The sequence below is a fragment of the Jeotgalicoccus psychrophilus DSM 19085 genome, from assembly GCF_000425845.1.
Lineage (GTDB): Bacteria > Bacillota > Bacilli > Staphylococcales > Salinicoccaceae > Jeotgalicoccus > Jeotgalicoccus psychrophilus.
In genome coordinates, this window is the sequence record NZ_AUEF01000001.1 from 85,294 (window position 1) to 106,758 (window position 21,465).

Consider the following 21,465-nt stretch of genomic DNA (forward strand, 5'->3'; position numbering starts at 1 on the left):
CATACATGTTTCATAAATTGTAAATTTTACTTTCTCCAGTTTGCTGTATAATATAATTTAGAAATGATTTTAGGAGAAGACTATGCTGAAAATAATTGCTTTAATAATATTAGTGATTCCCGGTATTATCGCGGGGGTCGGAATAAAATTGATGCGTGACAGTGTGTTCGGAATTGTTATCGATCCGTTTACTTATACTGCACTGCAATTTTTTGCCGGCCTTATTATGACTATTTTTGGAATATGGTTTATCGGGGGCTACCTGCTCTACCGCGAACGTAAAAACAAACGTGCTCAGGAACGTTTTATGAAGCAAACGAAAAAATCCAGTGAAGATTAGTCTTCACTGGATTTTAGTAATTCTGCAGCATTCAGCCGTGCGGCTTCAGTTATTTTAGAGCCGCTGATCATACGTGCAATTTCTTCGATTTTGTCTTTGTAATTTAAATATGATGCGGTTGAACGCGTACGTTCATCTTCAACCGTTTTCTCCACATGGAGCAGATGGTCTGCTGTTGCTGCCGCCTGAGGCAGATGTGAAATTGCCAGAACCTGGCGCTGTTTTGATAAAAGCTTCATCTTGTCAACCATGCGCGCAGCAACCTGTCCGCTGACACCTGTATCAATTTCATCAAAAATAATCAGCGAATCGCTGTCAAATTCGGAGAAGATTGTACGGAGTGCTAGACTCACGCGGGACACTTCCCCGCCCGAAGCGATTTTATTCATCGGTTTTAAAGGTTCTCCTTTGTTTGTCGCAATTAAAAATTCAACATCGGTGAAACCGAGCGCGTTAAAATGGGATTCTTTTAAACTGATTTCAAATTGTACGTTCGGCATTTCGAGTTCACTCAGCTCGCGGCGGAGTTTACTTTCCAGAAAATGTTTCCGCTCACCGCGGTAATTGTGCAGCTTCATCGCAGACTGTTCCATTTTCAGATAGAACTTTTTTTGTTCTTCTTCCAGTCTGGTAAACGATTGCGAAATATTCTCGAGATCATCGATGTCTTCCTGCAGCTCCTGCTCGAATTCAAGGAGTCCCGGATATGTTTTCGTAAATTTACGTTTCAGCTGATTAAACTGATTTAATCTCGACTGAATAGAATTCAAACGCTCGGCATCGTAATCAATCGATGACAAATCATTCGATACGTGCGAGTTCAGTTCTGTTAAAAGGTAATATGCATCCGTCAGCGTATTTTTATACGATGTATATGACTCGTCGAACTTAGTTACTGTATCGAGTGACTGATTAATATCATAAAGCATGCCCTGCGGCGGATATTCACTGACAAGCAGCGCTTTAATCCGGCTGAGTGCACCGTGGATATTTTCATAGTTTGATAAGAACTCAAGCTCCTGTTCCAGTTCTTCTTCCTCGTCTTCTTTCAGCTCGAGCGCTGAGATTTCCGCCTGCTGCATTTTTAGCAGCTCGAGCTGCGTCAAACGGTTGCGGTCTTTGTACTCAAGCTCTTCTATACGTTTTTTAACTGATTGATATGACTCGTAATGTTTCTGATATTCCGTAAAAATACTTTCTTTTCCGAGACCGATATAACGGTCGAGATATTCAATCTGTTCACTTTTTTGCAGTACAGCAGCTTGTGATGACTGTGAATGAATCGACAGCACAAGCTCCATAATCTGCTTTAAATTATTCAATGTGATCATTTGATTATTAATTTTAATTAAACTTTTACTGCTGGCCATCACTTCACGGCGGACGATGTATAATTCGTCCTCTACAATACCGAGAGAATTAAGCATACTGGTCAGTTTATCATTGACGGGAAAATCAAACACGCCTTCAATGACAGCGCCGCTGCTTCCGTAGCGAATATCGTCTGCAGATGCGCGGCGCCCTTCTAAATAGCTGACAGCTTCTATAATTTTTGATTTACCGGCACCTGATTCTCCGGTAAATACGGTCATTCCTTTGGAAAAATCCAATTCAATATTTTCAAGCACGGCAAAATTCTGCACACTTAATCTGAGCAGCACATTAAACACCCCAGTTAAATAAGATTAAAAATACGATCTTTAATTAATTGCTGTGATTCTTCGTCACGGCAAATTAACAGACATGTATCGTCTCCGCAAATCGTGCCGACAACTTCTTCCCACTCAAGCTGATCGATAATCGCACCGATTGACTGTGCGTTACCCGGTAATGTTTTCAAGACGAGCAGATTGCCCGTAAAGTCCAGTTTAACGAAACTGTCCATCAAATAACGGCCGAGTTTTTCTAAAGGATGGTACTGCCTGTCTTTTGGCATGCTGTAAACATATTCCCCGCCCGGTGATGGTACTTTAATCAGCTGCAGTTCTTTAATATCCCTTGAAACTGTTGCTTGTGTAACATTAAACTTATGGTCGATAAGTTTGTCGACAAGTTCTTCTTGTGTCTCAATACGGTTATTAGTAATGATTTCTCTGATTTTAATTTGTCTGATTGATTTATTAGACATTAAAATCCCCCCTTTATAAATGAATTGCTGAATATTTATTCATTATATTATCATACAGCAGGTCCTTTGCATAGCAAAAACAAAAGACATCAACCGTATACAACGGTTTTGATGTCTTTGTCTGTTAATGCATATTCACTTTCTTTACTTGTCAGATAGAATAAATATTCTATATTGCCTTTAGTTCCGGTAATCGGTGAACGCTCTATTGCTGAAATATTAAGGCCGAGTAATTCGCATTCCTTCAGTACGCGCTGAATTACTTGGTAATGCGTGTCCGGATTCGTAATAATCCCGCTTTCTTCACGTTCTTCCAAATAACTTTCAAACTGCGGCTTAATCAATGCTGCAATTTCAATATTGTGGCTGAACAGGGATTTTATATGACGGAGTATCGGCACAATTGATGTAAATGATACATCAATCGAGATGACATCCGGCAGCGGTTCGAAATCTTCGATAACTGTTTCTTTAAAATTCGTCTGTTCCATTACAGATACGCGTTCGTCAATTCTTAACTGGTACGCAAGCTGATTTGTTCCGACATCCACTGCATAGACATGCTTCGCGCCATGCTGCAGCGCACAATCGGTAAATCCTCCTGTGGAGGAACCGATATCGAGCATTACTTTCTCAGTTACCTCAAGACCGAATGAATCAATGGCATGTTTTAATTTTAGTCCGCCTCTCGAAACAAACTGCTTCACATTTTTAAATCTGACATGTGCTTTGTCCGGTGCGATTTTATCAGAGGCTTTATAAACAGGTTCGTTATTATTCAGCACCTTGCCTGCCATAATCAATTTTTTTATATCATCAATTGAGCCGACATTGAAATGCTCAAAAATATATTCATCGATTCGTATTTTCTTCATGAGGCGCCCCTGTAAGTTTCTTAGTACGCAGTGCGATATTCGGAGCAGTAATGCCGATATCACGGAGAAGCAGATCGACATCACCGTGTTCGATATACTCACTACCGATACCAAGACGCTGAATTTTATTCGTATATAATTCATCATTCATATAAGTCGAAATCATACTGCCAAGTCCGCCTGTAAGCATTGATTCTTCAATAACAAATACAGGTATGCCGCTCTCACCAAATGACTTGAGCATAGCGTTATCAAGCGGTTTAATAAAGCGCGCATTAATTACTTTAACTTCAATACCGTCTTTTGCAAGTATTTCTGCTGCTTCCATAACAGTCGCAAGTGTCGGACCGTATGAAATTAATGCTGCATCTGCACCTTCTCGGAGAACTTCCCAGCTGCCTATTTTAAGCGGCTCCCGGTTTTCATTCATATCGATGCCGAGTACATTGCCCCTAGGATAACGAATCGCCATCGGTCCGGCTGTAGCAAATGATAAATCAATCATCATTTCAGCTTCTTTTTCGTCTCTCGGCATCATTAAAGTGATGTTTGGCAGCGGCGAGATAAAGCTGATATCGAATACACCCTGATGAGTTTCACCGTCTGCACCGACAAGACCGCTCCGGTCAATGCCTAAGAGGACGTCCAGGTTTTGTCTGTCGACGTCGTGCAAGAGCTGATCGTAACCGCGCTGCAGGAATGTCGAATAGATTGCAAGGTACGGTTTCATACCTGCAGCTGCCATGCCTGCTGCCATTGTAACTGCGTGCTGTTCGGCAATGCCCGTATCAAAGAAACGATTGGGCAGTTCATTCTGGAACTTAGTGAGCTTGCTGCCGACAGGCATCGCCGGTGTCATAGCTACAATTGCCTCGTCTTTGTGAGCACGGTCTAATACAGTATTAGACATAAATGCACTCCATGATTCGGTTTTCTTCGAGCCAAGTACTTCACCGGTATCTATTTTATACGGTCCAAGACCGTGCCAAATACCGAGTTTGTCATGCTCTGCAGGATGATAGCCTTTACCTTTTTTCGTAATGACATGAATGATGACAGGACCGTCATATTCCTTAGAAGTTTTAATTGCAGCACCGAGGTCTTCAAAATTATGACCGTCGACCGGACCGATATATTTAATACCGAGTTCTTCAAAGAAAATGCCGTCGACAAACATATATTTGGTGCTGTCTTTAAAACGGTCTGCCAAATCACGAAGGGTTGTACCGACCTGCGGCAGACGCTCGATAAACCCTTCAGCACCGTGTTTAAATTTATTGTATTGTGCATTTGTTCTCATACGTCCGAGCATATTGTGCAATGCTCCGACGTTTGGTGCGATACTCATTTCGTTATCGTTTAAAATAATCGTCATGTTCGTCTTATCACTGCCGATATGATTAAGTGCTTCAAGCGCCATGCCGCCTGTCAGTGCACCGTCACCGATAATCGGTACAACGTGATTTTTTTGACCTTTAATATCGCGGGCTTTTGCAAAGCCCATTGCTGCAGACAGCGAAGTCGATGAATGGCCCGCTTCCCATACATCGTGTTTGCTTTCGCGCATTTTAGGAAATCCGCCTAAGCCTTTATATTGTCTCAGCGTAGCGAAATCTGCACTTCTGCCTGTTAATATTTTGTGTATATATGCCTGGTGTCCTACATCGAAAATCAGTTTATCGACGGGTGAATCAAAGTACTTATGAAGTGCGATTGTCAATTCAACAACACCTAAGTTTGCTCCGATGTGGCCGCCTGTAACTGCACATGACTCGATGAGAAATTCTCTTATGTCACTTGCTAGCTGTACGAGCTCTTCTTCATTTGAGTTTTTCAAAAATGATGGCTCGTCAAAACTATATATATTCATATAGCAACCACCTTTAATTTTACTATTAATAATTATAACACTTTACTGTTCCGACAAAAAAGAAAAATGATAATTCATACTGACATATGAATTATCATTGGTCTCTTTCAGCAAACATCTGAACGATTTTACGTAATCCCGCTGTCTCTATTAATTCATCCAGGCTGTCTAGGATTCTGTATGCTTCTGTTTCTTTTTGCTGCAAAGCTGTTTTGGCACCTTCAAGTCCGAGTTCGCTAACGTAGGTTACCTTGCCTTTTTTCGCATCGCTGCCTATGTTCTTACCGGTAATTTTTGGATTGCCTTCAATGTCTAATATATCATCTTTAATCTGAAATAAGACACCGATGACTTCACTGAAATTTTGAAGACTTTCAGTAACCTCAGGTACCGCTTCAGCAATAATACACGCTGCTGTTACAGGTGCTGTTATCAGTGCGCCGGTTTTATAAGCGTGAATCGTTTCCAATTCGTCGAGTGACGTTGGACGTTCTTCTGCTTCAATATCGAGCATCTGACCGCTGATCATACCTGCCTGTCCACTCGCCGTAGCAATCGTTTCAACAAGTTTAATTCTGATTTCTGCAGACAATTCCTTATCTTTTGCTATCACATTAAAACTTTCATTAAGCAGATTATCTCCTGCAAGAATAGCTGTGCCTTCGCCGAAGATGATATGATTCGTCGGTTTACCGCGTCTTAAATCATCGTTGTCCATTGCCGGCAAATCATCGTGAATAAGAGAATACGTATGGATCATCTCTATCGCGGATGCCGCACTGAGACCTTTAGAAATATCCGTATTCAGCGCTTCAAGCGCAGTAAATAACAGCAGCGGTCGGAGTCCTTTGCCGCCTGCTTCAACGGAATACTTACTCGCATTGTAAATCGTTTCAGAGTGCTGATACGTTTTTAAGTGCACTAATATATGGGACTTCACTTTATCGATGTACGATATGCTATTCTCCATCGTCATCAGTATCCTTATTGAGCTCTTCCACTTTTAACTCTGCGTTTTTCAGTATATTGTCGCACTCCTGTGAAAGTTTAATGCCTTCCTGATAAAGTTCCAGCGACTTTTCAAGAGATACTTCCTCTTCGTCTAGTGATTTAACGATTGTTTCCAATCTCGTCATTTTCATTTCAAAAGTCTGATCGTTTTTAGTCATCTGTATTCACCTCTGTCACTTTAGCGCTGACTGTGCCCCGATTAAATGATGTTTCAATAACATCGCCAACATTTAAGTTTTTTGCTTCTGTTACTATTTTATTATTAAACGTCGTATAAGAATAGCCTCTTTTTAATATTTGTACGGGACTGACTGATTCCAAGACGTTAATATTACCAGCAAGACGTTCTGACTTTTGGCCGATTACTGCTTTCATACGGCGTTTCAGTTCATTTTCAGTTCTTAAAAGCTCTTCCTGGTAATTCCTGATATCAGGTGCCGGATTGTTATACGACAGCCCTGACATGTGCTTATTAAGCATATGCCGGTTCTCAGAAAGTGATAACGACATATGGTTCTCTATAGTTACTGTTAAATCGCGCAGACGTTCAGTCTGTTCTGTATATAATAAATTCGGATTTTTAAATTTGTAGTAATTTGATAAACCTTCCAGCACTTTACGTGAACGCTCGATTTTAGACATAATCAGATTATCCGATTGTCTGTGCAGTTCGCCGAGACGAAGCTGTAAATCCCTGATGTTTGGTACAGCCTGTTCGGCTGCTGCTGTAGGAGTTGGTGCACGGAGATCACTCACGTAATCTACAAGTGTAATATCGGTCTCATGACCGACACCTGTAATCACCGGTGTATTCATATTAAACACAGCGAGAGCCACTTCCAGCTCGTTAAACGTCCACAGGTCTTCAATAGAACCGCCGCCACGGGCAAGAATTACAGTATCTGCACCGAGTTTGTCAGCACGCGTAAGATTCGTTAACACACTGTCCTGACTGCGGGCGCCCTGCACATATGTATTTAATAATGTCACCTTAACGAGTGGATATCTGCGCGTTAAAGTAGTAATCATATCTTTTATTGCAGCACTTGTACTGGATGACACGATGGCGATATGTTCCGGAAAAGCGGGAATCGCTTTTTTATGCTCTGGATTCAAATAACCTTTTTTCTTCAGCAGCTCTTTGTTCTGCTCGAGCTTTAAAAATAGTTGGCCAATACCGTCAATCTGCATTTCTTTAACGTAAATCTGATATTGTCCGCGGGCTTCGTACAGAGTAATATTCCCGGCGAGAAGAACATTCTGGCCCTCTTCGGGTTTGAAATTGAGCTTCTCGGCATCGTATCTGAACATGACCGCACTGATGACAGACTTGTCATCTTTTATAGAAAAATATATGTGGCCGTTCGTATGATGTTTCACATTCGACAGCTCACCTTTAAGAAAGACCCGTTGCAAGTACGGGTCTTTCTCAAATTTATATTTAATATACTTTGTTAAGGACTGAACTGATAAATACTTTGTACTATCCATTTTTACCTAACCTTCATTCTGCACGGCAAAATTCTTTAATACCCCGTTAACGAAACGATGGCTGTCTTTGTCACCGTAATTTTTTGCGAGTTTAATTGCTTCATCAATAACAACCTTTACAGGTGCACCGTGACTCTGCAATTCACTTACCGCGAGGCGTAATATATTTCTTTCTACTTTTGATATACGTTCAATCGTATACCCTGTTAAGTAACGGCTGATTTCATCATTTACTGATTCCTGATTGTGAACATAGTAATCGACGACCGATTTAACAAATGTCTCAGTCTGGTATACCTCGTAAAAACGGGTATCTTTAAGATCAACGACGTTTTTATCTACCTGGAATAACAGCTGAAATGCTTTCTTACGTTGTTCATGTCTTTTCATGCTTACACCTAAACCTATCTATTAACTTATTTAATAATATTGACGATGTGCACGTTAGTTTCGTTAACTGTGACTTCGAGCATATCATTTACAGCTTGTTTAACATTTTCCTGAATACGCTCAGCTACGCTGTGAACGTTCCGGTCAGTCGATAATACGACGTAAATCGCAATGTGGATCTGATCATCTTTAGTTTCAACTTTAACACCGCGACCGCGGAATTTCTTCCCAATCTTTTCGATATTACCACTGGCAAAATTATTTTGCAATGAGTGAACACCTTTAGTTTCTTCAACCGCAATACTTGCGATTACTTCAATGACTTCACTGGAAATTTCGATGCTGCCTAAATTTGTCTTATGATTTTGTAAAATCATACAATCACCTCACTGTTTTATTATATCACGTGATGCAGGTAATATTAAATGGTTTACTGAATGGATTGATAAACATTCCGGGTCGTCTGAAAACTGAAAAACCGCTGTTTTTAATACTTTAAATATATGACTATTTGTTTGTTTAGTCAATAAGGTGCGGAATACGGGGAGGTTGAGTTCTTTGGTTCTTTGCTCCGCAATGAAGAGCTGTCATTCCCGAGTAAGTGACTTTGCTCCGCAATGAGAGCGTGTCATTGCCGAGTAAACGACTTTGCTCCGCAATGAGAGCGTGTCATTCCCGAGTAAGCGGCCTTGCTCCGCAATGAAGACCTGTCATTCCCGAGTAAGCGTCTTTGCTCCGCAATGAACTAATTTTAAAATAAAAACATGAACTGGATAATTGAATAAAAATTGACCGGCTTCTTGAGCCGGCCAATAAATAAACTATTCCAGATTATCGATTGCGTATTGTGCTTCTTCCGGCGTAAATTTCTCACCATATTCAGATATCAGCTGATCATAAATTGCTGAATGCGACATACTCATCAGGTCCTGATAATTTTCAGCTGATTTCAAAGCATTTTCATTCCAGTCGAATTCAATATTATCAATCGCATATTGCGCAGCTTCTTCCGGGAATGCTTCACCATACTCGGATACCAGCTGGTCATATATACCTGCTTTTGACATGCTCATAATTTCGGCATAGTTATAAGCACTGCTTAATGCAGATTCCCATTCTCTCGGGACATCGTCTGAATCATCTGATGATGAAGCAGTTGCTTTTTCTGCATCTTCCTGTTCATCTGCTGGTTCACTCGCTGATTGATCCTCAGCTGCGAGCTCCAGTTCTTCGACTTTTGATTCAGTTTCTGACAGGCTCATTTCTAAAGAAGAAATTTGTTCATCTTTCTCAGCAATTTGATTTTCCAAGCTGTCTATTTCTTCTTCCAAAGCAGTTACATCAGTATCATTTGAATTGGTTTCATCATTTTCTGAAACCTGCCCTTCCAATTCTGTAACTTGATTTTCCAGTTCACCAATTTGTTCATTCAACTTCTTATTTTCCTCTTCTACCTCAGAAACATCAACGTTTTCTGCAGACGCATCTTCAACTTCATCTCCTGTACCGCACGCGGCAAGTAACAACATAGCCGATAAACTTCCCAGCATTAAAAACCTTCGCATTAGACAGCTCTCCCTTAATTACAATATATTTACATTAATTATAATAAATATAAGTACTAAAGGCTATATAAATTTAGACTTTTCTGTTATTTTTAGTTCGTTAAAGTACAGTCCTACTGTCCGTCTTTCCCCACATATCTCGCGAGTCTTGCAACGTGCTTCTCTAATACTCTCTCAAACTGATCGGTTTCAACAACACCATCCGCGTCCTGGTATGGAATACCAACGAGGTCGTCTTTGTCATTGTCTTCGGTCGATGTGTGTTTATCTTCAAAGTAGTAATAATGACCGTTGTCATTCGTCTGCACCAGCATATCCGGCAGCTGCAGTTTTCCGCCAACTTTAATTCTGTAGGCTGCCGGCACATTGGATGATACTCTTCTCTTTTGCAGCTGATACGAAATCACCGTACTGCCTTTATATAAAACAGCAACTTCATCTCCTGCTTTGTATACTTCTGTATGCCTGACCTCAGCCGTGTCATCATATTTTTCCTGAATAACTTCAATCACGGGTCCGAAGTGGCCGGGAATATCACCGATATCCTTTTCAATTTCTACTAAAAAGTTGTCATTTTCATGCTCTTCAGTTTGTTCTGCATCATTACTCTGCACTTTTTTCAGCTCATCATTAAATACTTCAAGGAACTTATTCATAGTCTTATATCCTCCTCAATACTATTTATTAATGTGTACCCTAAATTTAAGAAGATAAAAACCGCCTCCCTATTCCGTGAGGAATAAAAAGACGGTTCAAAGTCTTACTTCATAATATCCTGTTCTGCCAAAAAGTTAGTATTATAGTCATTGCTTAAGAATGCATTGTTTAATAATATATTCTGGTGGAACGGGATTGTCGTATCGATGCCGCTGATTTGGAATTCATCGAGTGCACGTTTCGCAGTTGCGACTGCTTCTTCTCGGTTTTTACCGTGAACGATCAGTTTAGCAATCATTGAATCGTAATACGGAGGAATCACATATCCTGCGTATGATGCAGTGTCCATTCTTACTCCGAATCCGCCAGGCTGAAGGAATTCTGTAATCTTCCCTGCTGATGGCATAAAGTTTTTATACGGATTCTCAGCGTTAATTCTAAATTCAAATGCGTGGCCTTCGAATTTAATATCTTCCTGTTTATAAGGAATCGGTTCATGGTTTGCGACTAGTATTTGTGATTTCACTAGGTCTATACCGGTAATCATTTCTGTTACCGGATGTTCGACCTGAATACGTGTATTCATTTCCATAAAGTAATATTTATGATCGTTTAAGTCGTAGATGAATTCAATCGTGCCGGCACCGATATAGTCGATACTTTTCGCTGCACGGACTGCTGTTTCGCCCATTTCAAGACGTGTTTTTTCACTAATGACCGGGCTTGGTGCTTCTTCCACAAGTTTTTGCATGCGGCGCTGTACTGTACAGTCGCGCTCGCCTAAATGGACAACATTGCCATGGTAATCTCCGAGCACCTGAATTTCAATATGGCGGAAGTTCTCAATATATTTTTCAATATAAAGACTCTTATTGCCAAATGCACTTTCAGCTTCCTGCTCAGTTAATTTATAGTTTTGAGTCAATTCTTCTTTAGTACGTGCGACACGGATTCCTTTACCGCCGCCGCCGTGGCTTGCTTTAATAATGATGGGATAGCCGATTTCTTCAGCAATAATATAAGCGTCATCAAGTGATTTAACTACACCGTCGCTGCCTGGTACTGTCGGTACATCCGCTTCAATCATCGTCTTTTTCGCAACGTCCTTCACACCCATTAGTGAAATTGTTTCAGACATCGGTCCGATAAAGATTAAGCTTGATGATTCACACATCTCAGCAAAATCACTGTTTTCAGCTAAAAATCCGTAACCCGGGTGAATTGCATCACAGCCTGTGGACTGTGCAATAGTTATAATACCTATCATATCCAGGTAGCTGTCTTTTGAAAGCTTGGGTCCGATGCAGTATGATTCTGTCGCTAGTTTCCGGTGTAGACTATCATGATCTGCTTCAGAGTATATACTGACAGTTTCGATTCCAAGTTCATGACATGCACGAATGATTCTTACCGCAATCTCACCGCGGTTGGCGATTAATACCTTTTTAATCATCGTAATCTGAATAATGGCTGATTGTATTCAACCATATCTCCGTCGTCTACTAGAATCTCTGTAACTTCACCGGATACTTCTGCTTGTATTTCATTGAATAGTTTCATCGCTTCTAAAATACAAACGACTGATGTACTTGAAACTGTGTCCCCTACTTTTATGTAAGCTTCAGCTTCAGGTGAAGGTGCTTTGTAGAACGTACCAACCATCGGCGCTCTGACAACAAGACCTTCGTCTGCAGGCTGAGTTTCTGCAGCTGGAGCCTGATGGGCTACTGCTTGCGTTTGTGCCACCTGAGGTACTGGTGTAACCGCTGGTGCTAATTCTCTTTTAAGTTTAATATCCACATCTTTGTCTTTATAAGAAATTTCAGTAAGAGATGCGCGTTCCATTTTTTCTATTAAAGAATCGACTTGTTCTAAATTCATTAGTTTTACTCTCCCATAAAATAATATGTCTACATTTTACATAGGTGGTCATACCAATTCAAGTATAAATTAGGAGCAGTAAATATTTACTGCTCTTAAAATGTCTTATGCTCTTGAAACGTACGAAGCTTCATCAGTATTAACAACCAGCATATCGCCCTGGTTAACAAATAAAGGTACCTGAATTGTTATACCTGTCTCAAGTGTTGCTGTTTTAGATGCACCGCTCGCAGTGTCACCTTTAATTCCCGGTTCTGTTTCTGTAACTTCAAGTTCAACAGTTTTCGGAAGTTCTACTCCGAGTGTTTCGCTTCCGTACATCATAATTGATACCGGCATATTTTCTTTAAGGAATTTTAGTTCGTATTCCAGCTGATCGCCAGGAATTTCAATTTGTTCATAAGAGTTGTTATCCATGAATACATAGCTGTCGCCATCTGCATATAAATACTGCATCTTCATGTTATCAATTTGAGCTCTGCCGACTTTCTCGCCTGCTCTGAAAGTTTTTTCCTGTATTGCGCCGTTGCGAAGGTTTTTTAATTTACTGCGCACGAATGCCGCACCTTTACCCGGTTTAACGTGCTGGAAGTCTAAAACTCTCCAGATATTGCCTTCTACTTCTACTGTAAGTCCAGTTTTAAAATCGTTAACTGAAATCATGATTTTCCTCCTAGTAATCTGCTTTTCTTATACGATAAACAGTTTTTTACTGCTGTGTGTTAATTTTTTAAGACCAGTTTCGGTAACTATCGTATCATCTTCGATACGCACACCGCCTAAACCGTCCACATAAATGCCCGGTTCTATAGTAATACACATGCCCGGTTCTAGATTCATTGTACTTTTTTGTGCAATGCCCGGCAATTCGTGTACTTCGAGGCCGAAGCCGTGACCGAGTGAATGACCGAAGTTTTCGCCAAAACCGTGTCCGCTAATTACATCGCGTGCAATAGTGTCAGCTTCCTCCCCTGTCATACCAGATTTAATTTCTTCCAATGACTTGAGTTGAGCTTCTAAAACGACATTATATATGTTCTCCATCTCTTCAGATACAGAACCAACGCCGAATGTACGCGTAATATCGGATGCATATCCTTTATAGTAAGCACCGAAGTCCAATGTTACCATATCGCCTGATTCAATCACTTTGTCTGAAGCGACACCGTGAGGCAATGCGCCTCTGTGACCGCTGGCTACAATCGTATCGAAGCTTGGTCCGCTGGCACCGAGTTTTGTCATATAAGCTTCGAGCTCATTTTTGACTTCCATTTCAGTCATGCCGGCTTTAACGTAAGTTAAAATATATTCATAAGCCTGATCAGCAATTTCACATGCTTTTTGAATTATTTTTATTTCTTCATCCGTTTTAATTAAACGGATTTTTTCAACTTCTCCTGTTAATGGCACTGTTTCAAAATCTTCTTTAATTTTAGTGTATGTATTGTAGTTTACGTGTTCCCCTTCGAAACCAATACGTTTAATGTTTTTTGATTGCATAAATGAAATTATTGAATCAAGCAGTCCTTTTTCCTGCAGCACAAACTGGAAACCTTCAGCCTGTTCAGCTCCCTGGGCTTGGTACCTGAAGTCTGACATTAGGAATCTTGAGTCCTTCGTAATAATAAGCGCTCCGCTGGAGCCGGTAAAATCACTTAAATATCTTCTGTTGTGACTGCTCATTACGAGTAATGCATCAAGGTGTTCTCTCTCTAACAACTGTTGTACTTTATCAAATTTAATCATTTCTCCTCCACCTCTCCATAACCATTTTACATGAAATTAATATCTATTTCATTTTCTTTTTATATTTTAACGCTAACATGTTAAAATAGTCTAATGAAATATAGGAGAATGTGCGATGAAACTTAAACTGTCTGCAATGATATTAATATTACTCGCTGCGGGGTGCTCAAATAGTTCACCTGAAGAGTCGCTCATAGAGCAGGAGGAATACAAAAGTGAATTGGAAGGCCTGCTGCAGACCGAACAGGTACGCAATCAGCAGCTTACTTTGCATTTGGAAAACCTCGACACACAAATCGTTAACTTCGAACGTGACCGCGATAATCCCAATGTCGAAAAATATGTAGAAATCGTAAGTACATATGCAACCGGCATTACAGAAAACCTTAGTAAAATGAACGGACATATTGCTGCTTACCGCGGTAACGAACAGCTGAATACAGGCGATATCGTCAAAACAAGAGATGCAGTTACCGACACAGTTGATACATATTATGCTGCTGTCAGCGAACTGGAACTCACCGACGTTCTCGAACGGGAACATTCCAATGTGGTTCTTGCCAATGAAGAAATTACTGAAGCTGTCAACCAGATTGCAGATGCACTGGCTGCAGAAGACGATGCACTGCTTAACGAAGCAATTGAGCGGCTGCAGTCGGCGACAGAATACTTGTAGAGAGAATGAAGAATAATGACAAAACCGATCTACGGCGGCCAGGCAGTGCCTGAGGGCGTCATGTTCCAGTCGAAAACCCATATGTCTACAGCTATCCGGCGGACAAATGGCGACATTGATTATTTTGAGATGCCGCGGCCCGAAAGGTCGTTCTTAACTAAACTAAAGAAAATACCGCTCGCCCGCGGCAATGTCGCCATTTTAGAAGCAAGTGTCTACGGCATGAAGCATATGGACTTTGCAGCGGACCGCTACGACCGGCACCCTGGGGAAGATTATAAAATAGAAGCGGAGAAAAATTCTGCAAATACTGCGAAAGTCGTGCTTTCCACTGTAATTATCGGTATACTTACCTTCTTAATCGGTAAATTTGTGCTGACTTTGATACCTGTTTTTGTAGCGGAGATATTTTCCGGTATTATTACCGGAAAATTCGGACAAGTTGCACTGGAGACACTGATTAAATTAATTATTCTGCTCGGTTACATCTATTTGCTGTCGCTGACACCGATGGTAAAAAGACTGTTTCAGTATCACGGGGCCGAACATAAAGTCATTAACTGCTTTGAACAGGACAAGCCGCTTACGGTGGAAAATGTTCAAGCAGAATCAAGGCTCCACTACCGCTGCGGCAGTTCTTTTATACTGTTTACAGTGCTTGTCGGATTCGTCGTGTACATGTTTGTACCAGTCGACCCGCTGTATGTGAGAGTAATCAACAGAATTTTACTGATACCTGTCGTGCTCGGGCTGTCATTTGAAGTACTGCAGCTTACGAACAAGCTGAGAGAAGTTCCAGTATTGAAATTCCTTGGACTTCCAGGTTTATGGCTGCAGTACTTGACTACAAAACAGCCGCATAATGATCAGGTGGAAGTTGCTATACATTCATTCAACCATCTTTTAGGGAGTGATAAAAAATGAAAAGAGCTTTGGTAATTATCGTTTTACTTATCGCAGCAATCGGCCTTTTGATGAATCTTGATATGGTCTTAAATATGATCGTCAGCTCATTGATTTTTCTTTTAGTGCTTGCAGCAATTTTATACGGCATTTACTATTTCTTTATCTTAACTGAAGATCAGAGAAAATATAAAAAAGCACTGCGCAAAGCAAAACGTAAACAACGTAAAAAATAATAAACATATATAAGGAGAGGTTTTTAAGTGGAAAGCTGGATTATTGCTTTAATTATTCTGGCAGTTGTCATCATTGCATTGGTGATAAATGCATTTTTAAGTATGAGAGGCGTCAACATGCTGAAGGAAGATGAATTTAATCAAGATCTGCGTAAAGTACAGCTGGTGGATTTACGCGAGAAAGATAAATTTGAACACGGACATATCCTCGGAGCAAGAAACCTTCCAATATCATCATTCCAGATGAAAAAAGGCGGTATCCGTAAAGATAAACCGGTTTACTTATACGATCAAAATGGACGTACGGCATTACGTGCAGCACGTATGCTGAAAAAAGACGGTCATAAAGACATCAACGTTCTTAAGCAGGGAATTGCTAAATGGACAGGTAAGATTAAATCTAAAAACCGTTAATATAATATTAAAGCGTCTGGCCGGAATCGGTCAGACGCTTTTTTTGATGACGACGGGAGGATGATTCCCTATAGATAACAAAAGGGCTTGGGAGGACATCGTCACTCGCGGTGCTGTGGATTACCATGTGACTTTAACATCGTCACCCGGGAGGCTTCGGACCACCATGTGACTTTGACATTGTCACTCGGGAAGCTTTGGATTCCCATGTGACTTTGACATTGTCACTCGCAGTGCTCTGGATTACCATGTCCATTCTACATAGGTATCCAAACCGGGAATTTTCACCTCCCAATAAAAAATGGGCTGGGAATCTTAATAAAAAGATCCCCAGCCCGTTTTTATTAGTTTTTATGGAATGGTGTTTTAACGAATTTAGCAGGTACGTCTTTGTTACGTACTTTGATTACGAATTCTTTATCTAACTCATAGAAGTCAGTATCAACTAGTGCGAAACCGATTGAGCGTTTAGTCGTTGGTGACTGTGTACCGCTCGTTACGTAACCTACTTTGTTTCCTTCGTTGTCGTATACTTCGTAATCCGTACGCGCGATTCCTTTGCCTGTAATTTCAAATCCAGACAGACGGCGTGGAATTCCATTTTCTTTTTGTGCTTTTAATACCGGCTGACCGATAAAGTCGCCTTTGTCCACTTTAACAGCGAAACCGATACGTGATTCAAGTGGTGAGATTTCAGGTGATAAATCCTGTCCGTGAAGTGGAAGTCCAGCTTCAAGACGAAGTGTATCACGTGAACCGAGTCCACATTCAACAGCACCGTTATCTACGAATAGTTTCCACAGGTGAAGTGTATCTTCTGGTTTGCAGTAAAGCTCAAATCCGTCTTCTCCAGTGTAACCGCTTTGTGAAATAATAACGTCTTTACCGTCTACTTGAGCGTCTGTTACAAAGTTGAACATTTTCAGTTCAGAAAGATCAGTTTCTGTGAATTTTTGTACTAATGCTCTTGCATTCGGTCCCTGTACTGCAAGCTGACCGTAATCTGCAGATACGTTTTCCACAACAGCATCGTATCCTTCGATAGCTTTAAGCCATTCGAAATCTTCTTCTGTGTTGCCTGCGTTAGGAATAAGCAGGTATTCATTGTCAGCGAGCTTGTATATTACAAGGTCGTCGATTACTCCGCCTTTTTCGTTAGCGAGCGCAGTGTATTGAGCTTTTACATCTGTTAACTTAGTAACGTCGTTAGTCAGTGCATAGTTTAAGAATTTTTCAGCCTCGGCGCCTGTAACACGAATTTCACCCATGTGACTGACATCGAAAATACCAACGTCTTCTCTTACTGCTGTGTGTTCTTCTTTGATGCTTGAGAATTGAACGGGCATTTCCCAGCCGCCAAAATCGACCAGTTTAGCACCATTCTCATGATAGTACTCGTTTAAAGGTGTTCTTTTTAACTCACTCATTACAATTTCCTCCTCAAATAAATAAAACAGGACAGTGACTAATCGCTGTCCTGTTGAAATAATCTTCAGGATTACGTCGCAATACTGTCCTTTTGCCTGAGAGATTGACCTTCTTAGGCTTGCTCCTTCGGCGACGCATAATGCGTTCTCTCCAGTATTATTCATCCGTAACTGTCTTTCTGAATCCGTATACATTATACTCATAATTTATTTAAAATGGCAAGCTGAATACTCACGCCTTAAAATTCACTCTGTCCATGTAGCCAATGATTTCAGCAGCTGTTTTTTCAACTGTCTGCATAGTGCTTATTTCGCTGTCGGCAAGTGAAACGTACTTATCCAATCTTGAATTATAAAGCGTTTGTACTTTATCAATATCCTGATTGCCGAGCGGACGGTTTTCATCTTGCTGAATCCGGCTGTACAGCTCTTCAAATGGTGCGTTTAAAAAGAATACCGGTCTGCCGGTTAAGTCTTTTAACAGATTGTAAGATTTTTCGTACGTGACGACCCCGCCGCCTGTCGCGATAATGACATCTTTTTTAAGCGTTGTCTGAAGTGCCTGGAATTCATATTCCCTGAAGGCTGCTTCCCCTTCTGCATCAAAGATTTCCGGAATCGTTTTGCCGGCGATTGTCGGAATCACTGCATCGAGGTCGATAATTTCTTTATTCAGTTGAGTACCCAGTTCATGTGCGATAGTCGTTTTGCCGCAGCCCATAAAGCCGATTAATATCATATTATCATTCACCTAATTTATTATTTGATCAATTCTTGAAATATAGATTTCAATTAAATTCATGCGGATATCGAGTATCAGCTGAAATCTATTATAGTAATGATAGTATACCCCGATTAAATATATAAGTAAAAAGTATACCGACAGGCTAAAGAACCCGTCACTTTTTAAAAATGAGTGTTTCATCGGCTGCTCCTTTCAGCTGCAGGGCAATTGTTTCTTTCGTTTCTGTAATGATAAATGAGTCGATATTGAACATTAAAGTAACAAATCCCGCATTATCGATACTTTTAATAATCCGACCGCTGCTGTAGCTGTATGAAATTTTTCCTCTGTCTGTCTTAAAATTAATTTCCGACTTTCCTTCAGCACCGATTTCTTTAGCTGCATTAGATACTTCTATAATATCCAGCATAAAGATATCGGTATCATAATGATCTTCGTGAAGCGTCAATCCTTGAAACAGTATCATCACGTTAGGCATAACCGCCATAATTAAAGCGGCCGTCATCAACGACAGCAGCATCTCCAAATAAGTAAATCCGTCAGCCGCATATTTTTTTGAGCCGCTCGTCACATGGTATCCCCGCCTTATCAAAGATTTTTTCTGCAGCTTTAATATAGTCGAGAGGTTCGTCATAACTTGCGCTCAAAATATACAGTTCACGGTAAACTTTCAGAGATTCCAGACTCAGCTGGTCGGTGCTTGAAATATAAAAAATTCCCGGCAGCAGCAGAACGATGAATGTGAAAATCAAGAGAGCCAGCATACTGTCAAACAAAAGAAATCCGTTATTGTTCAATTCTGAATCTTCCTTTCTGTATTTGAAAAATAAATTTAACGATTTTACCTCCGCACGATATATGGACTGTACCGAAAGCATTCGTGTCACCATTTTCTTTGTAAGTGAAACTGTTCATACCGTAGTTTTCCAGACGGCATGTCTTCAGTTCATAACTTGAAATTATTCTGCGTGCTTTATCCCTTACCGTAATCGTTTGAATATCGTGATCCATTAACACGATAAATGACTCTTCTGCAGCGAGCGCCTTCATCTGGGCGCCTTGAAATACATACCTGATGCTGTCAATTTCATCCGCGGCACCATTTTCTTGGTACTCAGGTAAATGCGGAATGGAAAGTGACAAAATAATGCTGACGAGCATTAGCGCCAGCATCATTTCCATCATAGTAAATCCGCTATTGCCGCGTTGCTTCGCCATTAGTTATCGTAATAGAATCACCATTTTGGCAGCTGACCTGTTCAGCTGTTAAATAATCGGGCACTAATTCCTCGATCGACGCAGGTGTTCCGCCTTCATTAAGCGTATATGCTTCTATCTGGCTTTGAACCATACGGACCTGCGCTTCACATCCTGTGTCCTGTACATTTCTGCTCTGTGCGGCAATATTCGGTATAATAAGTATAATCAGCACTGAAATAACGAGCAGTACCAGCAGCATTTCAATCAGTGTAAACCCTTCTTCATTGTTGTTAAATTTACGTTTAATTGTTTTTCTCATAATATTATTCCTCCTATTTTATCGTGCTCATCATATTGAATATTGGTAATACAATTACTAAATACAAACAGACGATTAACAGCCCGAGAATTAAAAATATAATAGGCTGTATTTTCTTCGTTAAGCTTTCAATTTTAATAATGATATTTTCTAAAGAATATTCGCTGTAAATAATGAGCTCCTGCCCTACATTGCTGTTGTATTCGCCGTGATTGACGAACACTGCGAGCCGCCTGTCCAGCATATCCAGTTCTTCAATTGCGTCACCAAGTGATACGCCGTAGAGCAATTGCTGTTCGATTGTCTGTGCCAGCAGGCTTAAGTAACGGTTAATGGTCTGTGTTTTAAACAGCAGAATAATCTCTTTTACTTCAAGTCCGTTATTTAAAAAGTAGCCGAACTCGCGCGAGAAGCGGTAAGTGACATAATATTTAAAGTAAGTTTTAACGACGGGGATCTTTAACAGCAGTTTAGATGCGAGCTCAGTATTTTTAAGATTGATGATAATCAGCACTGTGAGTGCAAAGAAGAATACTACCAGCAGCATTCCTAAAGCTGCATACGGCAAGTAGTTTAAAATTAGCGTCAACATATTGACGAGCATTGTTTTATCGGCCTGCATAGCGCTGTAGAGATCATTAAACTGCGGAATTACCGTGTAATTTAACAGCACCAGCATAATGATGAAAATACAAACGAGCACGAGCGGGTACTGCAGTGTCTTTGCGAGCTGCTGCATCGTCTTTCGCCGCGTATTTAAATATTCCCCCGACTGTTCCAGGTTCATAATAATCTCACCGTGTATTTCTGCGAACGACACTTGCATAATTATCGACTTTGAAAAGCCCAGATACTTAAGTACGGTGCTTAATGATGCACCTTCGTTGATCATATCCAGTAAATTTTTTCTGTCCGTTTGCTTAATTACGTCATACTGCTCCGTTAAAAACGTTAATGCCTGCTTCATCGTGAAGCCGTTTTGAAGTAAACCCGCAAGTTTTGTTAAGAAGTGTGCATCGTATTTACCGAGCTTATTGGAACGACCGATGGTAATATTCATATTCTTCATCCGTCAGTGCCCCTTCCCCGTGTATTTCCTGAAGTTTATCCTGGATTGTTTTATACGATACGCGGCCCCCGTTTAAATGAGTCTGAATCATTTCTTTGTCCAGATATTCATACACGATAAAAGAACCGCGGGCTGTATGAATCAGCCGCTGATTGACGATAAGTGAAATACTCTCGGCCATTTCTTCTTTGTATAAGCCGTAATCTTTAAGTCGCGTCAGTGTGCTGAGCGCATTTTTACTGTGGAAAGTGCTCAGCACGAGGTGTCCCGACAGACTTGTTTTCAGCAGTTCTTCAGCAATTGTACTGTCGCGAATTTCACCGAACATAATAATATCAGGATCGCACCGGAGCACACCGCGGATAAGCGGTCGATAGCTTAGTTTTGCTTTATCATTTATTTCGACCTGTACGAGACCGTCTATTTCAAACTCGACGGGATCTTCAATACTTATTATCTGCCGCGTACTCTCCGTGACTGCATCAGTCGCGAGACGGTACATCACTGTACTTTTGCCGGAGC

At 40.7% G+C, this 21,465-nt stretch carries 28 protein-coding genes and 1 riboswitch; of the genes, 5 read left to right on the top strand and 23 right to left on the bottom strand.

What is annotated here, in order from left to right:
• Positions 1–82 precede the first annotated feature (82 nt).
• The gene (locus H625_RS0100465) at positions 83–340 is read left to right on the top strand and encodes a DUF2627 domain-containing protein (RefSeq protein WP_026858111.1); all 258 of its coding nucleotides are present in this window, start codon (positions 83–85) and stop codon (positions 338–340) included.
• On the opposite strand, the gene recN is transcribed toward H625_RS0100465, so the two are convergent.
• The 15 genes from recN to H625_RS0100540 form a co-directional block, all read right to left on the bottom strand.
• Positions 337–2,001, bottom strand: a complete 1,665-nt coding sequence (gene recN, locus H625_RS0100470; protein WP_026858112.1) for a DNA repair protein RecN — start codon at positions 1,999–2,001, stop codon at positions 337–339. The two genes, H625_RS0100465 and recN, sit on opposite strands and share 4 nt — an antisense overlap.
• 14 nt (positions 2,002–2,015) lie before the next feature.
• A complete protein-coding gene (gene ahrC, locus H625_RS0100475; RefSeq protein WP_026858113.1) occupies positions 2,016–2,468 on the bottom strand; it encodes a transcriptional regulator AhrC/ArgR in 453 nt (150 codons plus the stop codon).
• Between the two features lie 89 nt (positions 2,469–2,557).
• Positions 2,558–3,343, bottom strand: coding sequence for a TlyA family RNA methyltransferase (locus H625_RS0100480; RefSeq protein ID WP_026858114.1), 786 nt, complete (start codon positions 3,341–3,343; stop codon positions 2,558–2,560).
• Complete coding sequence (gene dxs, locus H625_RS0100485; protein WP_026858115.1) at positions 3,321–5,213, bottom strand: 1-deoxy-D-xylulose-5-phosphate synthase; 1,893 nt, start codon at positions 5,211–5,213, stop codon at positions 3,321–3,323. The genes H625_RS0100480 and dxs overlap by 23 nt, the downstream gene beginning before the upstream one ends.
• Positions 5,214–5,307: 94 nt before the next feature.
• Positions 5,308–6,183 carry a polyprenyl synthetase family protein gene (locus H625_RS0100490; RefSeq protein WP_026858116.1) on the bottom strand — a complete coding sequence of 292 codons (876 nt, stop codon included), beginning with the start codon at positions 6,181–6,183 and terminating at the stop codon, positions 5,308–5,310.
• The gene (xseB, locus tag H625_RS0100495; protein ID WP_026858117.1) at positions 6,173–6,382 is read right to left on the bottom strand and encodes an exodeoxyribonuclease VII small subunit; all 210 of its coding nucleotides are present in this window, start codon (positions 6,380–6,382) and stop codon (positions 6,173–6,175) included. The genes H625_RS0100490 and xseB overlap by 11 nt, the downstream gene beginning before the upstream one ends.
• Positions 6,375–7,715, bottom strand: coding sequence for an exodeoxyribonuclease VII large subunit (xseA, locus tag H625_RS0100500; protein WP_026858118.1), 1,341 nt, complete (start codon positions 7,713–7,715; stop codon positions 6,375–6,377). The genes xseB and xseA overlap by 8 nt, the downstream gene beginning before the upstream one ends.
• Before the next feature lie 6 nt (positions 7,716–7,721).
• Positions 7,722–8,105, bottom strand: coding sequence for a transcription antitermination factor NusB (nusB, locus tag H625_RS0100505; RefSeq protein ID WP_026858119.1), 384 nt, complete (start codon positions 8,103–8,105; stop codon positions 7,722–7,724).
• Between the two features lie 26 nt (positions 8,106–8,131).
• Positions 8,132–8,482, bottom strand: a complete 351-nt coding sequence (locus tag H625_RS0100510; RefSeq protein ID WP_026858120.1) for an Asp23/Gls24 family envelope stress response protein — start codon at positions 8,480–8,482, stop codon at positions 8,132–8,134.
• A 444-nt stretch (positions 8,483–8,926) separates the two neighbouring features.
• Positions 8,927–9,670 (bottom strand): Ltp family lipoprotein, encoded by a 744-nt coding sequence (locus H625_RS13840; protein WP_245573076.1) that lies wholly within the window; start codon positions 9,668–9,670, stop codon positions 8,927–8,929.
• A gap of 113 nt (positions 9,671–9,783) precedes the next feature.
• On the bottom strand, positions 9,784–10,326 hold the full coding sequence (locus H625_RS0100520) for a hypothetical protein (protein WP_026858122.1): 543 nt from the start codon (positions 10,324–10,326) through the stop codon (positions 9,784–9,786).
• 104 nt (positions 10,327–10,430) lie between these two features.
• Entirely contained in the window at positions 10,431–11,777 is a 1,347-nt protein-coding gene (gene accC / locus H625_RS0100525; protein WP_026858123.1) for an acetyl-CoA carboxylase biotin carboxylase subunit, read from the bottom strand.
• The gene (gene accB, locus H625_RS0100530; protein ID WP_026858124.1) at positions 11,777–12,208 is read right to left on the bottom strand and encodes an acetyl-CoA carboxylase biotin carboxyl carrier protein; all 432 of its coding nucleotides are present in this window, start codon (positions 12,206–12,208) and stop codon (positions 11,777–11,779) included. The genes accC and accB overlap by 1 nt, the downstream gene beginning before the upstream one ends.
• A 105-nt stretch (positions 12,209–12,313) precedes the next feature.
• The gene (gene efp / locus H625_RS0100535; protein ID WP_026858125.1) at positions 12,314–12,871 is read right to left on the bottom strand and encodes an elongation factor P; all 558 of its coding nucleotides are present in this window, start codon (positions 12,869–12,871) and stop codon (positions 12,314–12,316) included.
• 27 nt (positions 12,872–12,898) lie between these two features.
• Complete coding sequence (locus tag H625_RS0100540; protein ID WP_026858126.1) at positions 12,899–13,954, bottom strand: M24 family metallopeptidase; 1,056 nt, start codon at positions 13,952–13,954, stop codon at positions 12,899–12,901.
• A 115-nt stretch (positions 13,955–14,069) separates the two neighbouring features.
• Between H625_RS0100540 and H625_RS0100545 the strand changes: the two genes are divergently transcribed.
• Genes H625_RS0100545 through H625_RS0100560 form a run of 4 tightly spaced genes read left to right on the top strand, consistent with a single transcriptional unit; the run spans position 14,070 to position 16,183 of the window.
• On the top strand, positions 14,070–14,630 hold the full coding sequence (locus H625_RS0100545) for a hypothetical protein (protein ID WP_026858127.1): 561 nt from the start codon (positions 14,070–14,072) through the stop codon (positions 14,628–14,630).
• Between the two features lie 15 nt (positions 14,631–14,645).
• On the top strand, positions 14,646–15,554 hold the full coding sequence (locus tag H625_RS0100550) for a DUF1385 domain-containing protein (RefSeq protein WP_026858128.1): 909 nt from the start codon (positions 14,646–14,648) through the stop codon (positions 15,552–15,554).
• Positions 15,551–15,769, top strand: a complete 219-nt coding sequence (locus tag H625_RS0100555; protein ID WP_026858129.1) for an SA1362 family protein — start codon at positions 15,551–15,553, stop codon at positions 15,767–15,769. The genes H625_RS0100550 and H625_RS0100555 overlap by 4 nt, the downstream gene beginning before the upstream one ends.
• A 27-nt stretch (positions 15,770–15,796) precedes the next feature.
• Positions 15,797–16,183 carry a rhodanese-like domain-containing protein gene (locus tag H625_RS0100560; RefSeq protein ID WP_026858130.1) on the top strand — a complete coding sequence of 129 codons (387 nt, stop codon included), beginning with the start codon at positions 15,797–15,799 and terminating at the stop codon, positions 16,181–16,183.
• A 344-nt stretch (positions 16,184–16,527) separates the two neighbouring features.
• Here the strand turns inward: H625_RS0100560 and gcvT are convergent, their stop codons facing one another.
• From gcvT to H625_RS12345, 8 genes are all read right to left on the bottom strand, one after another.
• Positions 16,528–17,610: a glycine cleavage system aminomethyltransferase GcvT gene (gcvT, locus tag H625_RS0100565; RefSeq protein WP_026858131.1), complete on the bottom strand. Its 1,083-nt coding sequence runs from the start codon at positions 17,608–17,610 to the stop codon at positions 16,528–16,530.
• A 74-nt stretch (positions 17,611–17,684) separates the two neighbouring features.
• Positions 17,685–17,775: riboswitch (glycine riboswitch) on the bottom strand.
• Positions 17,776–17,842: 67 nt separating this feature from the next.
• Positions 17,843–18,349: a shikimate kinase gene (locus tag H625_RS0100570; protein ID WP_026858132.1), complete on the bottom strand. Its 507-nt coding sequence runs from the start codon at positions 18,347–18,349 to the stop codon at positions 17,843–17,845.
• A 160-nt stretch (positions 18,350–18,509) separates the two neighbouring features.
• Entirely contained in the window at positions 18,510–18,926 is a 417-nt protein-coding gene (locus H625_RS0100580) for a hypothetical protein (RefSeq protein ID WP_026858133.1), read from the bottom strand.
• Complete coding sequence (locus H625_RS0100585) at positions 18,895–19,152, bottom strand: hypothetical protein (RefSeq protein WP_026858134.1); 258 nt, start codon at positions 19,150–19,152, stop codon at positions 18,895–18,897. Before H625_RS0100585 ends, H625_RS0100580 begins: the two co-directional genes overlap by 32 nt.
• Positions 19,142–19,573, bottom strand: a complete 432-nt coding sequence (locus H625_RS0100590) for a prepilin-type N-terminal cleavage/methylation domain-containing protein (RefSeq protein ID WP_084135640.1) — start codon at positions 19,571–19,573, stop codon at positions 19,142–19,144. Before H625_RS0100590 ends, H625_RS0100585 begins: the two co-directional genes overlap by 11 nt.
• The gene (gene comGC / locus H625_RS0100595) at positions 19,551–19,874 is read right to left on the bottom strand and encodes a competence type IV pilus major pilin ComGC (protein WP_051238918.1); all 324 of its coding nucleotides are present in this window, start codon (positions 19,872–19,874) and stop codon (positions 19,551–19,553) included. Before comGC ends, H625_RS0100590 begins: the two co-directional genes overlap by 23 nt.
• A gap of 13 nt (positions 19,875–19,887) precedes the next feature.
• On the bottom strand, positions 19,888–20,943 hold the full coding sequence (gene comGB, locus H625_RS0100600; RefSeq protein ID WP_026858137.1) for a competence type IV pilus assembly protein ComGB: 1,056 nt from the start codon (positions 20,941–20,943) through the stop codon (positions 19,888–19,890).
• Positions 20,906–21,445: an ATPase, T2SS/T4P/T4SS family gene (locus H625_RS12345; RefSeq protein ID WP_051238919.1), complete on the bottom strand. Its 540-nt coding sequence runs from the start codon at positions 21,443–21,445 to the stop codon at positions 20,906–20,908. Before H625_RS12345 ends, comGB begins: the two co-directional genes overlap by 38 nt.
• Positions 21,446–21,465 lie beyond the last annotated feature (20 nt).